The organism is Micromonospora sp. LOL_014 (assembly GCF_048060245.1).
Taxonomy (GTDB): domain Bacteria; phylum Actinomycetota; class Actinomycetes; order Mycobacteriales; family Micromonosporaceae; genus Micromonospora_E.
Map to the genome: position 1 here is coordinate 1 of NZ_JBHMIP010000037.1, position 16,895 is coordinate 16,895.

Genomic DNA, 16,895 nt, shown 5'->3' on the forward strand with positions numbered 1-16,895 from the left:
CCGAATCCCATCGAAAACCCCAGCTCAAGAGCCCCTCAACCGACTACGCAACAGCCCTGGGCGATCCGCTCCTGAGCCAGTTGCGGCACGAAGCGGGCCGCAGTCTCGAAATCGGCGTCCTGGTGGAGCACTGTCAACTTCAGACGGATCGCGGTGGCGATCACGAGATGGTCGGCCACCGACACCCCTTGGTGGGCGCTGTGGCTGGCGAGTTCGGTCCGCACGGCACGCACGACCCGCCAGGCGTCGTCCGGTACCGGAACCCAGGGGTACAGGTCACGTAGCCCTCCTTCGACCTGTTCGTACGCCTTGGCATCCGCGATGGTGAGCACTTCTACGAGCACGGGATCGCAGACCGCGATCATGCCGCGCGCGGCCAGGTCGGACCAGTGCGGGTCGACCTGGCGACGCAGCATCCGAACCAGGGCACTCGTGTCGACCAGGTACTTCACCTGTCGAGTTCGTCGAGCTGATCGAAGTGGAAACCGCCGGAGTCAGCGATCTCCTGCAGGTCGGCCAGTGCCCGCTGCCGACGCTCGCGGCTGGTCTCTACCGCCTGCCGGAGTGCCTCCGTCACCGTCTCCCGCTTCGTGCTTGTGCCCAGCGCGGCGGTGGCTTCCGCCAGCAGGTCCTCATCAAGATCCAGCAGCGTCTTGGCCATGAGATATACCTCCCAGCCAACAATATATCGCAGCTAAGCGTATATCTGGACGGTGGAGTCTACGGTCAGCCGACGGCGGCGAGGACCTCGTCGGAGACGTCGAAGTTCGCGTAGACGTTCTGCACGTCGTCGCAGTCCTCCAGGACGTCGATCAGCTTGAAGATCCGCCGGGCGCCGTCCTCGTCCAGCGGCACGTTCATGCTCGGCACCAGGGAGGACTCGGCAGACTCGTAGTCGATACCGGCGTCGACCAGCGCGGTGCGTACGGCGACCAGGTCGCCCGGCTCGCTGACCACCTCGAAGGCCTCGCCGAGGTCGTTGACCTCCTCGGCACCGGCGTCGAGAACCGCGAGCATGACGTCGTCCTCGGAGTGCTCACCCTTGGGCACGATCACCACGCCCTTGCGGGAGAACAGGTAGGAGACCGAGCCGGCGTCGGCCAGCGAGCCGCCGTTACGGGTCAGCGCGGTACGCACCTCGGTCGCCGCCCGGTTGCGGTTGTCGGTCAGGCACTCGACGAGCAGGGCGACACCGTTCGGCCCGTACCCCTCGTACATGATCGTCTGCCAGTCGGCGCCGCCGGCCTCCAGGCCGGAGCCGCGCTTGACCGCGCGGTCGATGTTGTCGTTGGGTACGGAGCTCTTCTTCGCCTTCTGGATGGCGTCGTACAGGGTGGGGTTGCCGGCCGGGTCACCCCCGCCGGTCCGGGCGGCGACCTCGACGTTCTTGATCAGTTTGGCGAACATCTTGCCGCGTTTGGCGTCGATGACCGCCTTCTTGTGCTTGGTCGTCGCCCACTTGGAGTGGCCGGACATGTGCACCTCCGTCGCTTCCCACCTGCGGGGTCAGCCTGCCGCGACGGCCATCTCCACGAACAGTCGGTGCACCCGACGGTCGCCGGTCAGCTCTGGGTGGAAGGCCGTGGCGAGCAGATTGCCCTGCCGAACCGCGACAATCCTACCTGTGGCCGCACCAGCGGCTACCCGGCCCAGCACCTCGACGTCGTCGCCGACCCGTTCGACCCACGGCGCGCGGATGAAAACCGCGTGGAACGGCGGGCCGTCGACACCGTCGATGGCCACCGGAGCCTCGAAGGAATCCACCTGCCGGCCGAACGCGTTGCGCCGGACCGCCATCGAGATGCCAGCGAAGGACCGCTGGTCAGCCCGGCCGTCGAGGATCTCGTCGGCCAGCATGATCATGCCGGCGCAGGACCCGTACACCGGCATCCCGGCGGCGATCCGCTTGCGGATCGGCTCCAGCAGGTCGAACTCGACCGCCAGTTTGCTGATCGTGGTCGACTCGCCGCCGGGCACCACGAGCGCGTCGACCTGCTCCAGCTCCTCGGGGCGACGGACCGGCCGGGCGGTGGCACCGCATTCGGTCAGCGCCCGCAGGTGCTCGCGGACGTCGCCCTGCAGCGCCAGCACGCCGACCCGCACCCGCGCGTCGGGAGCCGGCTGGGCCGCGCCGGTCACCAGCCGCGCTCGGCGAGGCGGTGCGGCACCGGGATGTCGTCGACGTTGATGCCGACCATCGCCTCGCCGAGCCCACGGGAGACCTTGGCGAGCACGTCCGGGTCGTCGTGGAAGGTGGTGGCCTTGACGATCGCCGCCGCCCGCTGGGCCGGGTTGCCGGCCTTGAAGATGCCGGAGCCGACGAAGACCCCCTCGGCGCCGAGCTGCATCATCATCGCCGCGTCCGCCGGGGTGGCGATGCCGCCGGCGGTGAACAGCACCACCGGCAGCTTCCCGGTCTCGGCGACCTCCCGGACCAGGTCGTACGGGGCCTGCAGCTCCTTCGCCGCGACGTAGAGCTCGTCGGGCGACAGGGAGGTCAGCCGACGGATCTCGGCGCCGATGCGCCGCATGTGGGTGGTGGCGTTGGAGACGTCGCCGGTGCCGGCCTCACCCTTGGAGCGGATCATCGCGGCGCCCTCGGTGATCCGGCGCAGCGCCTCACCGAGGTTGGTGGCCCCGCAGACGAACGGCACGGTGAACGCCCACTTGTCGATGTGATTGGCGAAGTCGGCCGGGGTGAGGACCTCGGACTCGTCGACGTAGTCCACACCGAGCGCCTGCAGCACCTGGGCCTCGACGAAGTGCCCGATCCGGGCCTTGGCCATCACCGGGATGGAGACCGCCTCGATGATGCCGTCGATCATGTCTGGGTCGCTCATCCGGGACACGCCACCCTGGGCGCGAATGTCGGCGGGCACCCGTTCCAGGGCCATCACCGCGACCGCGCCGGCGTCCTCGGCGATCTTGGCCTGCTCGGGCGTGACCACGTCCATGATCACGCCGCCCTTGAGCATCTCGGCCATGCCGCGCTTGACCCGGGCGGTACCGGTGACGGAGGTTGGCGCGACGGCACCCGGGGTGGCGGCCTGAGCAGCGGGGGTCTCGGACACGGCGGATCGGCTCCTCGGCGAAGTACGCGACAGGGGTACGTCTTGGGATGCTACGCCCGCCGGCAGGGTCCACCGACAGCCAATCGACAACCCGGTGGCCTGCCCTGTGGCCCAGGTCACTGGCGGGTCGGCCCGGCTCACTGGCGGGTCGGATCCACCACCCGCGCCAGCGTCGGATCGTCGATGTCGAAGTAGCGGGGTTCGTCGTGCCGGCGGCCGAAGCGCAGCAGCCGCACCAGCGGCCGCCGGCGGGCCAGCAACGCGTCGCGGACCAGGTCGGTGTGCAGTTGACGGGCCAGCACCAGCCTGCGGCTGGCCACCACCACCGCCTCGGTCGCCGGATCCGGGCTGGTCAGCGCCGTCGCCCGCAACTGCCGGGTGAGGTCGTTCTCGGCGGCCTCACGCTCCTCCGGCGACGCGGCGTCCAACGCGATCCGGGCCGCCGCGTACAGCTCCACCGCGTACTGCTCCTCGGCGAGCACCGCGGCGGCCGCGGCCCGGCGCAGCAGGTGCGCGTCGAGCGCCCGGGCGGCCGCCGCCACCCGGACGTGCAGCCGGTCCACCCGGGCCGCGGTCCAGGTGAGGTACGCCGAAAACAGGACGACCGCGACGCTCACACCGACCACCCACCGCATTCCCGGCATCGTAGTGCCGCCGGCGTAGGCCCCGTGGACCCGATCATGGTGGCTCCGCCCACTCCTGGTAGAGCACCCGCCCGTCGGTGGCTTCGATCGCGGCGGCGTACACCTCCAGCACCTGGCGGGCCACCGCGGGCCAGTCGAAGGTCGCCACCACCTGCCGGGCGTGGCCGGCAAGCGCTTCCCGGCGCGGCGCGTCGTCCAGCAGCCGGGCGACGGCGCCGCGTAGCGCCACCGGGTCACCGGTGGGGAACAGTTCCCCGGCCCGGCCGTCGTCGAGTACCCGGCGGAACGCGTCCAGGTCGCTGGCCACCACCGCCGCGCCGGCGGCCATCGCCTCGGTGAGGATCATGCCGAACGACTCACCGCCGATGTTGGGCGCGACGTAGAGGTGCACGCTGCGCAGCATCCGGGCCTTGTCCGGCTCCGATACCAGCCCGAGGAAGGTCACCCGGTCGCGCAACCCGGCCGGGACGGCGGCGTACAGGTCGTCGGGCCGGCCCGGTCCGGCGACCAGCAGCCGCAGCCCGGGGCGGTCCGGGGCCAGCGCGACGAACGCCTCACGGAGCAGGCCGAAGCCCTTGCGCGGCTCGGTGAACCGGCCGAGGAAGCCGAGCGTGCCGCCGGTGCCCGGGCCGCAGTCACCCGGCCAGCCGGGCAGCGGCTCGGCACCGGCGTACTTCGCCACCGCCACCCCGTTGGGGATCTCCACCGCGCCGCCGTCGAGGTGTTCGACCTGCACCCTGCGGGCCAGCGCCGACACCGCGATCCGGGCGGTGATCTTCTCCAGCACCAGCTGCAGCATGCCCTGCGCGGCGGCCAACGCCCGAGACCTGGTCATCGCGGTGTGAAAGGTAGCCACCACCGGGCCCCTGGCGCAGAGCACCGCGAGCAGGCTGACGCTGAGCGCGAACGGCTCGTGCACGTGCAGCACATCGAACTGGCCGCGGTTGAGCCAGCGCCGGACCCGGGCGGTGACCACCGGGCCGAAACTCACCCGGGCCACCGAGCCGTTGTACGGCACCGGCACCGAGCGGCCGGCGGCCACCACGTACGGCGGCAGCGCGGCGTCCTCGTCCGCTGGGGCCAGCACGCTCACCTCGTGGCCGAGATCGATCAGCGCCTCAGCGAGGTCGACGACGTGGTTCTGCACCCCTCCGGGGACGTCGAAGGAGTACGGGCACACGATGCCGATCCGCACGGTGGCCCCCGCTCAACCCGGCCCGGTGGCCGAGCTGCCCGACCGGTCGGGGTCGGGGTCGGGCAGCTCGTCCAGCCACAGCCGCTGCATCATGTGCCAGTCCTGCGGGTGGCGGGCGATGCCAACCGCCAGCCGGTCGGCGATCTGCTGGGTCAGCAGGCGGACCCGCACGTCCAGCGGGCCGGCCGACGGGTCGGGCAGCGGCACCGGCCCGTCCAACGCGCCGTGTGCGCGGTCCGGTTCGAACCACATGGTGGTGACGTAGAGCGGGGCACCGGTACGCAGCGCGAGCAGCGCCGGACCGGCCGGCATCCGGGTCCGGCCACCGAAGAAGGTGACCTCGACACCCCGGGCGGACAGGTCACGGTCGGCCAGCAGCGGCACGACGTGGCCGGCGGCGAGCCGGTCAATCAGGACGTCGAACGGTGGCCGGGGACCGCCAGAGGCCGGGACGATCTCCATCCCGAGTCGTTGCCGGACGGCGACGAACCGGTTGTAGACGCCTTCGGGTCGCAGCCGTTCGGCGACCGTGGTCAGCGGCCAGCCGTTGGCCGCCACCCAGGCGCCCGCCGCGTCCCAGTTGCCGGCGTGCGGCAACGCCACCACCGAGCCGCGCCCGGCGGCCACGTTGGCGGCGAGCATCTGCGCACCGGCCAGGTGGAAACCGGCGAGCCGCTGCTGCCGGCTCAGCGACGGCAGCCGGAACATCTCCATCCAGTACCGGGCGTACGAACGCACCGCGTCCCGGGTGAGCCGATCGAACTCGGCCGCTGACAGATCCGGGCCGACCACCCGGCGCAGGTTGGCGGCGAGCCGGCGGACCGACGCCGCGCCGCGCCGATGAGCCCGGTCGGCGCCGACGCGAAACAGGGCGGCGGCGGCCGGCCGGGGCAGCATCCGGATCAGCCGCCAGGCCGCCGCGTAGCCCAGCTCGACCGGGGTCACGCGTCCACGCCCTGCGCCGCCTGCCGGGGACCCGCCGCAGCGGCGGTTTGCTGGTGCACGTGGGCGATCCGCTGCCAGATCGTCACCAGCGACAGCGCGGCGAGCAACCAGAGCGCGGCCGGCAGCCCCCAGCTGACACCGAGGCCGCTGAGCAGGCCACCGACGCCGACCAGGATCAGTCGCTCGGCCCGTTCGGCGACGCCGACGTTGCAGGTCATCCCGAGCCCTTCGGCGCGCGCCTTCACGTAGGACACGATGCCGCCGGCGACCAGGCAGATCAGCGCCGCGACCGCACCCGCCCGGTTGCCGCTGACCGCGAACCAGTACGCTACCGAGCCGAAGATCGCCCCGTCGGCGATCCGGTCCATGCTCGAGTCGAGAAACGCGCCGAAAGTGCTCGATCCGCCGCGCAGCCGGGCCATCGTGCCGTCCAGCACGTCGGTCAGGGCGGACAGCGTGACGATCACCAAACCGGTGATCAGGTGGCCGCGGGCGCCGAAGCCGATCGCCCCGACGAGCACACCTATGGTGCCGGCGACCGTGACCGCGTTCGGCGAGATCCCTGCGCCGAGCAGTCCGCGGGCTACCGGCTCGATCACCCGGGTGATACCCGCGCGGACGGACACTCTGAAGATCTTCGCCATGGCGGTCCCACGATAACGGTCGACGGAAAGGGTCGGCACGGTGGCCACGAACGTGAACCGGTGGCGGTCACCTCGCGCGCCGGACTTGTGTACGGCGCGTCGCGGGTGTGGGATCGACACGTGAACGTGAGCGAGCTCCCCCGGGCCCGCTTCACTTTACCGAGCAGGTCCCGCCCGCCTGAAGATGTCGCCGCGGATTCACCCCGCGGTCATCCTCTGCGGTCCCCGGCCGTTCCGGTCCGGACCGGAGCCGGCCTGGACCGCAGCACAGTCGCCCCACCCAGTCAGGCAGCCAGGAGGTGCGCAGTCATGGCGCAGAAGAACCACGACAGGGGGCCCGGCGGGTCCGTTGCGGTGGTCACCGATCCCGAACAGCTGCGCAACGTGGTGCTGGTCGGGCACTCCGGTGCCGGCAAGACCACGTTGATCGAGGCGTTGCTGGCCGCCACCGGGACGATCAGCCGGGCGGGGCAGGTCCCGGACGGCACGACGGTCTGCGACCACGACCCGGCCGCGGTACGCCAGCAACGCTCCGTCGCGTTGAGCTGCGCGCCGCTGGTCCACCGCGACATCAAGGTCAACCTGTTGGACACCCCGGGGTACGCGGACTTCGTCGGCGAGCTGCGGGCCGGGCTACGCGCCGCCGATGCCGCGCTGTTCGTGGTCTGCGCGGCGGACGGGATGGACGCGGCCACCGCCGCGCTGTGGGAGGAGTGCGCGGCGGTCGGCATGCCCCGGGCGGTGGCGCTCACCCGGCTCGACCATCCGCGCGCCGACGTCGACGAGACCGTCGCGTTGTGTCAGCGGGTCTTCGGCGACAACGTACTGCCGCTGCACCTGCCGATGCTCGCCGACGACGGGGTGGGCATCGCCGGGCTGCTGGACCTGCTCGCCCGGCAGGTGCTGGACTACTCGACCGGCCATCCCCCGCAGGTGCGGGAGCCGGACCCGGAGCACCTGCCGGCGATCGCCGAGGCACGCGACGAACTAATTGAGGGGATCATCGCCGAGAGCGAGGACGAGACCCTGCTCGACCGGTACCTCGCCGGCGAGCAGCTCGACCCGAAGATGCTGGTCGACGACCTGGAGACGGCGGTGGCCCGAAGCCACTTCCATCCGGTGCTGCCGGTCTGCGCCCACACCGGGGTCGGGCTCGACGCGCTGCTGTGGCTGTTGACCGCCGCTTTCCCGGCACCGCCCGAGCACACTCTGCCGGCGGTGACCGGGCTGGACGGCACGCCCCGGCCGCCGCTGGGCTGCGACCCGGCCGGCCCGCTGGTCGCCGAGGTGGTCCGGTCCACCGTCGACCGGCACGTCGGCCGGGTATCGCTGGTCCGGGTCTTCTCCGGCACGCTGCGCACCGACCGTACGGTGCATGTGGCCGGGCACGGCCTCAGCCAGCGGGGCCGCCCCGACCACGACGCCGACGAACGGGTGGCGCACATCTACAGCCCGCTGGGTGCCCAGCTTCGGGAGGTCGAGGTCTGCGTCGCCGGGGACATCTGCGCGTTGACCAAGTCGGGCAGCGCGGAGACCGGTGACACCATCTCGGCGGCCACGGATCCGCTGCTGGTCGAGCCGTGGGAGATGCCCGAACCGCTGCTGCCGGTGGCGGTCGTCGCCCGTACCCGGTCGGATGAGGACGCGATGGCCCGCAACCTGGGCCGGCTGGTCGCCGGTGATCCGACGCTGCGGCTGGAACGCAACGCCGAGACCCGCCAACTGGTGCTCTGGTGCATGGGCGAGGCGCACGCCGACGTACTGCTGGGCCGGCTGCGCTCCGGCGGCGTCGAGGTGGACGTCGAGCCGGTGCGGGTGCCGCTGCGGGAGACGTTCACCGCGCCGGCCCGGGGGCACGGACGACACGTGAAGCAGTCCGGCGGGCACGGACAGTACGCGGTGTGCGACATCGAGGTGGAGCCGCTTCCGGAGGGCAGCGGCTTCGAGTTCGTCGACCGGGTGGTCGGCGGGGCGGTGCCGCACAACTACATCCCGTCGGTGGAGAAAGGCGTACGGGCCCAGATGGACCGGGGCGTGGTCAGCGGACATCCGGTGGTCGACCTGCGGGTGACCCTGGTGGACGGCAAGGCACATCCGGTCGACTCGTCGGACGCGGCGTTCCAGACCGCCGGGGCGCTGGCCCTGCGGGACGCGGCCACCACCGGCCGACCGACGCTGCTGGAACCGGTCGATGCGATCATGGTGCGGGTGCCGAACGGTGCGGTCGGGTCGGTGCTCGGCGACCTGGCCAGCCGACGCGCCCGGGTGCTCGGCACCACCAGCGACGACGACTCCGGCGACCGGACGGTGATCCGCGCCGAGGTGCCGGCGACCGAACTGCTGCGGTACGCGGTGCAGCTGCGCTCGATCACCGGAGGTGCCGGCACGTTCCAGCGGGCGTTCGCCCGCTACGAACGCGTATCGGCCAGTTGACCCTCAGCTTCCGGTCCGGCTGCTGTGGACGAGGCTGCGTCCGGTGTCGACGACAGTGTCCTCTGCCGGCCGCGGAGTCCAGCCGAAGGTCTCGCGGGCGGCGTCGGTGCAGACCGGGCGACGCACCCCCAGGTTGCCGACCATTGCCCGCAGCTGCGGGACGAACGGGGCCAGAATCCGCGCCAGTGTCGATGGCATCGCCCGGATGGAGACCTTCGCTGCGTCCGCGCCGAGCCGGCGGCGCAGGATCGCGGCGATATCCCGCAACGACAGCAGGTCGCCGCTGGCGGCGAGGTAGCGGTGCCCGGCGCTTCCGGCGTCAGCATGGCGGCCCTGCAGGTCTGCGAGGTCCCGCACATCGACCGGGGACACCCACAGGTCGGGAACGCGCGGCATCCGGCCGGACAGCATCGCCTGGATGATGCCGACCGAGGAGGGATGGTCTTGGACTTGATGTACGGGTCGATACCCGGCGCGTCGGGATCCGTCCAGTCCTGTTCGGTGAAGGGACGGTCCGGCGGTTGCTGGCCATAGCCGACCGCCCCAAACGACGACGTCATCACCACCCGATGTACTCCTGCGTCGCGGGCGGCCCGCAACACTCTGAGCGTGCCGTCGCGGGCCGGCACGACCAGATCGTTTCGGCGGTCACCACCTCGATGGAGTCGTCGCCGACGGTGCGGCGTAGCTCGGGGGTCCGGGCCGGCGAGCGTACGGTTGTCCGGACCTGGAAGTTGCGGGCCAGGGCACTTCGGATCACGTACGAGGCGACGAAGCCGGTGCCACCGGTGACCAGGATACGGTTTGTTGACATCGAGGTTCCCCAATCTTGACAGCGCGAATCAACGATCACGGACCGTGATCGCTCGGAACAGGCAACGAGCTCGTCGGATGACCTGGGCCAGACGGCGCGGGAGCCTACTCAGCCGCGCGTCGCGCTCAGCAGCGGCAGAGGGACCTCATCGACGATTCGGGCGGCCAGGCCGGGCCGGTGACCGAGGTAGAGCTGGCCGGCCAGCAACGGACCGAGAAGGATCTGGTCCACCAGATCGAGGACCGGGTTGTCCGGGCCGATCCGCCCGGCGTCGACGTGTCGCTGCAGCATCCGACGCATCGCCTGGATCTGCGGCTCGATCATGAGCTCGCGGAGGGCGAGCATCAGCTCGGGATTGAGCAACACGTCCCGGGCCAGACCCGTCATGGCCGCGTCGTGCGAGTCCCTGATTCGGGCCGCGTCGCTGGCTATCGTCGCCAGTGCCAGCAGGTCGCCGGACGCCCCTGTCAGGTCGCCGGCCATGCCCCGCTGAACAGGTCGCGGGTGTCGGCGAGCAGCTGCGGCAGCACCTTGGTACGGCCGATCACCGGCATAAAGTTGGCGTCCCCGCCCCACCGGGGCACCACGTGCTGGTGCAGATGGGCGGCGATGCCGGCACCGGCGACCCCACCCTGGTTCATCCCGATGTTGAAGCCGTGCGCGCTGCTCACGGCGCGGATCACCCGCATCGCGGTCTGGGTGAACTCGGCCAGCTCGGCGGTCTCGGCCCGGTCCAGCTCCGGGTAGTCGGCGACGTGCCGGTAGGGGCAGATCAGCAGGTGACCGGGGTTGTACGGGTAGAGGTTGAGCACGGCGAAGACCCGCTCGCCCCGGGCCACCACCAGGCTCTGCTCGGCCGGTCGGCCCGGGGCCAGGCAGAACGGGCAGCCGGTCGGCGAGTCGTAGCCGCCGTCGGGCCGGTCCGCACCGGAGATGTACGCCATCCGGTGCGGTGTCCAGAGTCGTTCCAGGCCATCCGGCCCGGGTTGTCCGGTCGTGCCAGTCACCCCGTGATCGTACGGGCTCGGCCCGACCGGACCCACCCGACAGCGACCCGGCTCACTGCCCGGCGGGCCCCAGTTGACCCTCGGACACCGGCTGACCGCCGGACACGGTCGCGGTCGGGTTGACGTTGGTCCGGGACCGCACCACGTCGACGACGTGGGCCACCGCTTCGACCAATGGCACCCCGTTACGCTGCGAACCGTCGCGGTAGCGGAAGGAGACGGTCCCGGCCGACACGTCGGCGTCACCGGCGATCGCCATGAACGGCACCTTCTGCTGCTGGGCGGTGCGGATCTTCTTCTGCATCCGGTCGTCGGAGAAGTCCACCTCGGCCCGGATGCCCTCGGCCCGCAGCATGGCAACGAACTCGGCCAGGTAGTCGCCGTGGTCGGTGCGGATCGGGATGCCGATCACCTGCACCGGCGCCAGCCAGGCCGGGAACGCGCCGGCGTAGTGCTCGGTGAGGATGCCGAAGAACCGCTCGATCGACCCGAACAACGCCCGGTGGATCATCATCGGCTGCTGCCGGGTGCCGTCGGCGGCCTGGTACTCCAGGCCGAACCGCTTCGGCTGGTTGAAGTCCAGCTGAATGGTGGACATCTGCCAGGTCCGGCCGATCGCGTCACGGGCCTGCACCGAGATCTTCGGGCCGTAGAAGGCCGCGCCGCCCGGGTCGGGCACCAGCTCCAGCCCCGAGTCGATCGCCGCCTGCCGCAGGGTCTCGGTGGCGTCGGCCCACTCGGCCGGGTCGCCGATGAACTTGTCCGAGTCGTCGCGGGTGGACAGCTCCAGGTAGAAGTCGTCGAGTCCGTAGTCGCGCAGCAGGTCGAGCACGAAGGCGAGCAGCGAGCGCAGCTCACCGGGCATCTGCTCCCGGGTGCAGTAGATGTGCGAGTCGTCCATGGTCAACCCGCGCACCCGGGTCAGCCCGTGCACCACGCCGGACTTCTCGTACCGGTAGACGGTGCCGAACTCGAACAGCCGCAGCGGCAGCTCCCGGTACGACCGTCCCCGCGACCGGAAGATCAGGTTGTGCATCGGGCAGTTCATCGCCTTGAGGTAGTACTGCGCGCCTTCCATCTCCGCCGGCGGAAACATGGTGTCGGAGTAGTACGGCAGGTGCCCCGAGGTCTCGAACAGCTGGGACTTGCTGATGTGCGGGGAGTAGACGAACTCGTACCCGGCCTGCTCGTGCCTGCGACGCGAGTAGTCCTCCATTTCCCGACGGATGATGCCGCCCTTGGGGTGGAACACCGCCAGCCCGGAGCCGATCTCGTCCGGGAAGCTGAACAGGTCGAGGTCCGCGCCGAGCTTGCGGTGATCGCGGCGGGCGGCCTCGTCGAGCAGCTTCAGGTACGCCTTGAGCGCGTCCCGGGTCGGCCAGGCGGTGCCGTAGATCCGCTGCAGCTGCGGGTTGCGCTCGGATCCCCGCCAGTACGCCGCCGCGCTGCGCATCAGCTTGACCGCGCCGATCAGCCGGGTGGACGGCAGGTGCGGGCCCCGGCACAGGTCCGACCAGCAGGTCTCGCCCGAGGTCGGGTCGAGGTTGTCGTAGATGGTCAGCTCGCCGCCGCCGACCTCCATCACCTCGCTGGCGTCGAAGTCGGCGGTGCCCTTGACGTCGACCAGTTCCAGTTTGTACGGCTCGTCGGCGAGTTCCGCCCGGGCCGCGTCGAGGTCGGCGAACCGCCGTCGCCGGAACCGCTGCCCGGACTTGATGATCTCCTGCATCCGCTTTTCCAGCTTGTCGAGGTCCTCGGGCTGGAATGGCCGGGCGACGTCGAAGTCGTAGTAGAAGCCGTTGGTGATCGGCGGGCCGATACCCAGTTTGGCCTCCGGAAACAAGTCCTGCACCGCCTGGGCGAGCACGTGCGCGGTGGAGTGGCGCAGCACGGCGAGCCCGTCCGGGGATCCCAGGGCGACCGGCTCGACGCCGGTGTCGGCCTCCGGTGACCAGTCCAGGTCACGCAGGGTGCCGTCGGGGTCGCGGACCACGACGATCGCCTTCGGGCCGTTCACCGGCAGACCGGCGGCGGCGATCGCGTCCGCGGCCGTGGTCCCGGCCGGGACCACGACGGGTTCGGCCTGGGGACTGGCTGCGCTTGCGGACACGACGGGCTCCTCACGGTCGGTGGATCGGTGCGTACGGTGAATCGGTGGTCCGGCACGGGTCGGCGACGACGCTCCGGTGACCGGGGCGGGCCCGGCCGGCCATGATGCTATCGCCCCCCGTCGGTGTGACCGGGTGTCGGTCCTGTTGCAACGCCTGACGTCGACCCGGTTTCGGCGTTAGATTGACGCCGTGGCTGCCACCGACATGGTCGGCGCTCTGCGGCGCCGATACGACTCATTTTTCGCCAGCCGGCGGCCGGTGCCGTTCGCCGTACTGGACGTCGCCGGGATGGAGCACCGCTTCGGCTCAGGCGATCCGCAGTTCACCATCGCCGTACGCCACCCCCGTGGCGCCCGGGCGCTGGCCGCGTTGGACCAGTTCGCGGTCGCCGTGGCGTACCTGCAGGGTTGGCTGGATGTTGAGGGTGACCTGTCCGCCGCGCTGCGGATGCGGGCGTTCTTCACTGATCTGCATCCGGTCGCCCGGTTCTCCGGCGTGTTCACCGGGCTGCTGCGCGGCCGGCGGGAGGACGACCGGCGGGCGATTTCCCAACACTACGACTCGGAGTCGGAGTTCTTTCTGACCTTCCTCGACAACCGGCACCGCTGCTACACGGAGGGCGTGTTCGCCGCCGACGACGAGCCGCTCGAGGACGCCATGACCCGCAAGATGGACCTGGCACTGGAGGCGATCGGGGTCAAGCCGGGTGACCGGGTGCTGGAGGTGGGCGGCGGCTGGGGTGCGTTCGCCGAACACGCGGCCCGGCAGGGCATCGAGGTGACCACCACGACCCTGTCGCGGGAGTCGGAGCGCTACCTCGTCGACCTGTTCGAGCGGGAGCAGCTCGACGTACGGGTGGTGCGGCAGCACATCTTCGGCTTCACCGACGAGCGTCGCTACGACGCGATCGTCAACATGGGGGTGACCGAGCACCTGCCGGACTACCGCCGCAGCCTGCGCAAGTACGCGGAGCTGCTCAGGCCCGGCGGGCGGGTCTACCTCGACGCGCTGGCGATGCGGCGCAAGCACGTCGCGTCGGCGTTCATGAAGCGCTACATCTATCCGGGCCGGTCGGCGCCGCTGCTGCTGCACCAGTACCTGCGGCACGTGGCCCGCTCCCCGTTCGAGCTGTGCAGCATCGCCGACGACCGGCACAACTACTACCTGACCTGCCGGGAATGGGCCCGGCGGCTGGACGCGGCCCGGGACGAGGTGGTGCAGCGCTGGGGGGAGCCGATGTACCGGCGGTTCCGGATCTTCCTGTGGGGGTCGGCGGCCGGCTTCGACACCGGGCTGGTGCAGGCGTACCGCTGGGTGTTGCGGCTGCCCTGAGCCATCGTCGGCGGCGACCGACCCAGCGATCGTCGTCGACGGGACCGTGACGTACGTCGGACTGCGCCGCCGTGCGCGGTGACCGCGGTCACCGCCGACTTGCCAGGGGCAGTACGGTCGTGAGGTGGCTACGGTGCTCCTGGTCGAAGACGACCACGTTGTGCGCGGCGCCATGTTGCGCTCGCTTGCCGACCGCGGGCACGCGGTCCATGCGGTCGGCACCGCCCTGGACGCGTTACGCCGGGTCGCTGCGGAAACCCCCGACCTGGTGGTTCTCGACCTGGGTCTGCCGGATCTGGACGGGTCGGACGCGTTGCGGATGCTGCGCGGCATCACCGACGTGCCGATCATCATCGCCACCGCCCGCGACGACGAGCAGGCAATTGTCCGGCTGCTGCGGGCCGGGGCCGACGACTACATGGTCAAGCCGTTCACCGGTGCGCATCTGGACGCCCGGATCACCACGGTGCTGCGCCGGGCCGGCCGGGCGAGCCGGTCGGTGCCGCCCGCCGTGCATCAGGTGGGTGGGCTACGGGTTGACGTCGGCGAACGCAGCGCCACGCTGGACGGCGAGGCCCTGGCGCTGACCCGCAAGGAGTTCGACCTGCTGGCCTATCTGGCCGCCCGCCCAGGTCGGGTAGTGTCCCGCCGGGAGCTGTTGGAGGAGGTATGGCGGCAGCCGTCGGTCGGCGAGGACCAGACCATCGACGTGCATCTTTACTGGCTTCGCCGCAAAATGGGCGAATCCGCAGCGAAGCCGCGCTACCTGCGCACCGTGCGGGGGGTCGGCTTCCGGCTGGTGGTACCGGACTGAGGTTGGCACTGGCCTACCTCGGGGCCGGCATGGCATCGATCATCGCGTTGGTCTTCCTGATCCCGCTCGGCCTGCAGCTGCAGCGGGAGACCCGGGAGCAGGCACTGGCCGAGGCGGCCCGGCGTGCCGCGGTGGTGCGCGGCGCGTTGGCGGTCAGCAACGACCCGGAAGGGGTCCGCCGGGCCGTGGCCGGTCTCGGCGAGAGCGCCGACCGGCAGCCGGTGGTGCACGGGCTCGACCTGGCCGGCACCGTACGCGCGACCAGCCAGCAGGTCACCGAGGCCGCCGCCGACACCGGGCCGACGGTGGTGGCGACCGACGGCGGGGTGCTGCACCTGGAGCCGGTCACGGTCGGTGACGCGGTCACCGTCGTCGAGGTCTTCGTCGCCGACGGCGAGCTCAACCGGGGTGCGGCTGGCACCTGGCTGCTGCTGGTCGGCATCGCCGCAGGTTTGGTCGTCTGCTCGGTCATCGTCGTGGACCGGATCGCCGCGCGCGCCGTCGCCGCGGCGAAAGGGCTGGTCGCCGCGGCGATGGCGGTCGGTGACGGGGATCTGGCGGTGCGCATTCAGCCGGACGGGCCACGCGAGCTGGCCGAGGCCGGGTACGCGTTCAACCGGATGGCGGACCGGCTGGTCACCTCCCGGACCGACGAACGTGAACTCGTCGCCGACCTGTCCCACCGGCTACGCACCCCGCTGACCGTGCTGCGGCTGGACGCAGACGCGCTCGACTCCGACGACACCAGCGTCGGCTCGTTCAGCGAGGCCGAGCTGGACCGTCGGCGAACGATCCGCCGGATCCGTCAGGCGATCGTCACCCTGGAGGGCGAGGTCGACGTTCTGATCAACACGACCCGCAAGACGGTCACCCAGGAGGTCGGCCAGGGCAGCTGCGACGTCGCCGAGGTGGTCCGCGACCGGATGGTCTTCTGGTCGGCGTTGGCCGGCGACCAGAACCGGCCGTACGACGTGATCGGCGCGCAGCTGCGGACCCCGGTGCCGGTGCCTCGGGCCGAGCTGGCGGCCGCGCTCGACGCGGTGCTCGGCAACGTGTTCCGGTACACGCCGCAGGGCACCGCGTTCGAGGTGGCGGTGTCCCGCCGGGACGGGTACGTAGCGATCCGGGTCGACGACGCCGGGCCGGGCATCGCCAACCCGGACCGGGCGCTACGGCGCGGGGCCAGCGACCAGGGCTCCACCGGACTCGGCCTGGACATCGCCCGCCGGGTGGCGTTGCAAGCGAACGGGTCGGTCAGCCTGGACCGGGCCCGGCTCGGTGGGGCGAGCGTGGTGATGCTGCTCGCCGATGCCGAGGCCGCCCCGCCCCGCCCGGTAAGCCGGTTCGGGCTGGTCGGCCGGCTGGCCCGGGAACGCGACCGGGAGCGGGGCCGCACCCGTCGCCGGCCGACGCCGCGCTGACCGGCAGGTCACGGCCGGGTCTTTGCCGGCACAAGTATTCCTTAGGTCTGGGTTAACGTCGTTCCGCGCGCCCCGCGCCGGATGGCATCATCTGCTCCGAACCCATCGGCGTTCCTGGACGACTCACCCGCAGTACCGTCCCGAATCCCCGGTCCAGGGACGCTTGCGCGCGGCGGGGCCCGGTCCCCAACACCGGTGTCCCGCCGCGCGCCCACCCTGGATAGAGGCAGGTCGACGTGTCACCGTCAGCCGCTGCGCCACCGCCGGCCGCTGAGCCACCGCCGGTTACACACGCCGTCGGGGCACCACCAGCTGGGTCACCCACCGTCGACGAGGACGGAGCCACGCCGATCACCGCGCGGCAGGTGCTGCGCTGGGTGGCGATGATCGCCGCGCTGGTGGTCGTGGTCCTCGCCTGCTGGCAGGACCCGAGCTACGCGACCTGCGCCAGTAGATAGCCCGGC

The 16,895-nt window shown here is 71.3% G+C and carries 19 protein-coding genes; 5 read left to right on the forward strand and 14 right to left on the reverse strand.

The window, feature by feature from the left end; translation table 11 throughout:
* Positions 1–35: 35 nt before the first annotated feature.
* The 9 genes from ACFHW1_RS25365 to pgsA form a co-directional block, all read right to left on the reverse strand.
* A complete protein-coding gene (locus ACFHW1_RS25365) occupies positions 36–452 on the reverse strand; it encodes a PIN domain-containing protein (protein ID WP_416616284.1) in 417 nt (138 codons plus the stop codon).
* Positions 449–661: a type II toxin-antitoxin system VapB family antitoxin gene (locus tag ACFHW1_RS25370; RefSeq protein ID WP_416616286.1), complete on the reverse strand. Its 213-nt coding sequence runs from the start codon at positions 659–661 to the stop codon at positions 449–451. Before ACFHW1_RS25370 ends, ACFHW1_RS25365 begins: the two co-directional genes overlap by 4 nt.
* A gap of 65 nt (positions 662–726) precedes the next feature.
* Complete coding sequence (locus ACFHW1_RS25375; RefSeq protein WP_416616288.1) at positions 727–1,476, reverse strand: YebC/PmpR family DNA-binding transcriptional regulator; 750 nt, start codon at positions 1,474–1,476, stop codon at positions 727–729.
* A 30-nt stretch (positions 1,477–1,506) separates the two neighbouring features.
* On the reverse strand, positions 1,507–2,103 hold the full coding sequence (pdxT, locus tag ACFHW1_RS25380; RefSeq protein WP_416557140.1) for a pyridoxal 5'-phosphate synthase glutaminase subunit PdxT: 597 nt from the start codon (positions 2,101–2,103) through the stop codon (positions 1,507–1,509).
* 32 nt (positions 2,104–2,135) lie between these two features.
* Complete coding sequence (gene pdxS, locus ACFHW1_RS25385) at positions 2,136–3,071, reverse strand: pyridoxal 5'-phosphate synthase lyase subunit PdxS (protein ID WP_416557131.1); 936 nt, start codon at positions 3,069–3,071, stop codon at positions 2,136–2,138.
* Between the two features lie 137 nt (positions 3,072–3,208).
* Complete coding sequence (locus ACFHW1_RS25390) at positions 3,209–3,715, reverse strand: hypothetical protein (protein ID WP_416557130.1); 507 nt, start codon at positions 3,713–3,715, stop codon at positions 3,209–3,211.
* Positions 3,716–3,749: 34 nt separating this feature from the next.
* A complete protein-coding gene (locus ACFHW1_RS25395; RefSeq protein ID WP_416557129.1) occupies positions 3,750–4,910 on the reverse strand; it encodes a glycosyltransferase family 4 protein in 1,161 nt (386 codons plus the stop codon).
* 12 nt (positions 4,911–4,922) lie between these two features.
* Positions 4,923–5,807, reverse strand: a complete 885-nt coding sequence (locus ACFHW1_RS25400; RefSeq protein ID WP_416557139.1) for a phosphatidylinositol mannoside acyltransferase — start codon at positions 5,805–5,807, stop codon at positions 4,923–4,925.
* Positions 5,808–5,851: 44 nt separating this feature from the next.
* The gene (pgsA, locus tag ACFHW1_RS25405) at positions 5,852–6,499 is read right to left on the reverse strand and encodes a phosphatidylinositol phosphate synthase (protein ID WP_416557128.1); all 648 of its coding nucleotides are present in this window, start codon (positions 6,497–6,499) and stop codon (positions 5,852–5,854) included.
* Between the two features lie 309 nt (positions 6,500–6,808).
* Here pgsA and ACFHW1_RS25410 point away from each other — a divergent pair, with 309 nt between their 5' ends.
* Positions 6,809–8,932, forward strand: a complete 2,124-nt coding sequence (locus tag ACFHW1_RS25410) for an elongation factor G-like protein EF-G2 (RefSeq protein WP_416557127.1) — start codon at positions 6,809–6,811, stop codon at positions 8,930–8,932.
* 3 nt (positions 8,933–8,935) lie between these two features.
* On the opposite strand, the gene ACFHW1_RS25415 is transcribed toward ACFHW1_RS25410, so the two are convergent.
* From ACFHW1_RS25415 to thrS, 5 genes are all read right to left on the reverse strand, one after another.
* Complete coding sequence (locus ACFHW1_RS25415; RefSeq protein ID WP_416557126.1) at positions 8,936–9,343, reverse strand: hypothetical protein; 408 nt, start codon at positions 9,341–9,343, stop codon at positions 8,936–8,938.
* A gap of 148 nt (positions 9,344–9,491) precedes the next feature.
* A complete protein-coding gene (locus ACFHW1_RS25420; RefSeq protein ID WP_416557125.1) occupies positions 9,492–9,746 on the reverse strand; it encodes an NmrA family NAD(P)-binding protein in 255 nt (84 codons plus the stop codon).
* A 108-nt stretch (positions 9,747–9,854) separates the two neighbouring features.
* Complete coding sequence (locus tag ACFHW1_RS25425; protein WP_416557124.1) at positions 9,855–10,229, reverse strand: TetR-like C-terminal domain-containing protein; 375 nt, start codon at positions 10,227–10,229, stop codon at positions 9,855–9,857.
* Entirely contained in the window at positions 10,214–10,690 is a 477-nt protein-coding gene (locus ACFHW1_RS25430) for an HIT family protein (RefSeq protein WP_281555545.1), read from the reverse strand. Before ACFHW1_RS25430 ends, ACFHW1_RS25425 begins: the two co-directional genes overlap by 16 nt.
* A gap of 115 nt (positions 10,691–10,805) precedes the next feature.
* Entirely contained in the window at positions 10,806–12,863 is a 2,058-nt protein-coding gene (thrS, locus tag ACFHW1_RS25435) for a threonine--tRNA ligase (RefSeq protein ID WP_416557123.1), read from the reverse strand.
* Positions 12,864–13,053: 190 nt separating this feature from the next.
* Between thrS and ACFHW1_RS25440 the strand changes: the two genes are divergently transcribed.
* The 4 genes from ACFHW1_RS25440 (at position 13,054) to ACFHW1_RS25455 (ending at position 16,889) form a co-directional block, all read left to right on the forward strand.
* Entirely contained in the window at positions 13,054–14,196 is a 1,143-nt protein-coding gene (locus ACFHW1_RS25440) for a class I SAM-dependent methyltransferase (protein ID WP_416557122.1), read from the forward strand.
* 124 nt (positions 14,197–14,320) lie between these two features.
* A complete protein-coding gene (locus tag ACFHW1_RS25445) occupies positions 14,321–15,010 on the forward strand; it encodes a response regulator transcription factor (protein WP_123601096.1) in 690 nt (229 codons plus the stop codon).
* A gap of 29 nt (positions 15,011–15,039) precedes the next feature.
* Positions 15,040–16,431 carry a HAMP domain-containing sensor histidine kinase gene (locus ACFHW1_RS25450; RefSeq protein ID WP_416557121.1) on the forward strand — a complete coding sequence of 464 codons (1,392 nt, stop codon included), beginning with the start codon at positions 15,040–15,042 and terminating at the stop codon, positions 16,429–16,431.
* Between the two features lie 236 nt (positions 16,432–16,667).
* On the forward strand, positions 16,668–16,889 hold the full coding sequence (locus ACFHW1_RS25455; RefSeq protein WP_416557120.1) for a hypothetical protein: 222 nt from the start codon (positions 16,668–16,670) through the stop codon (positions 16,887–16,889).
* The last annotated feature ends 6 nt before the right edge of the window (positions 16,890–16,895 follow it).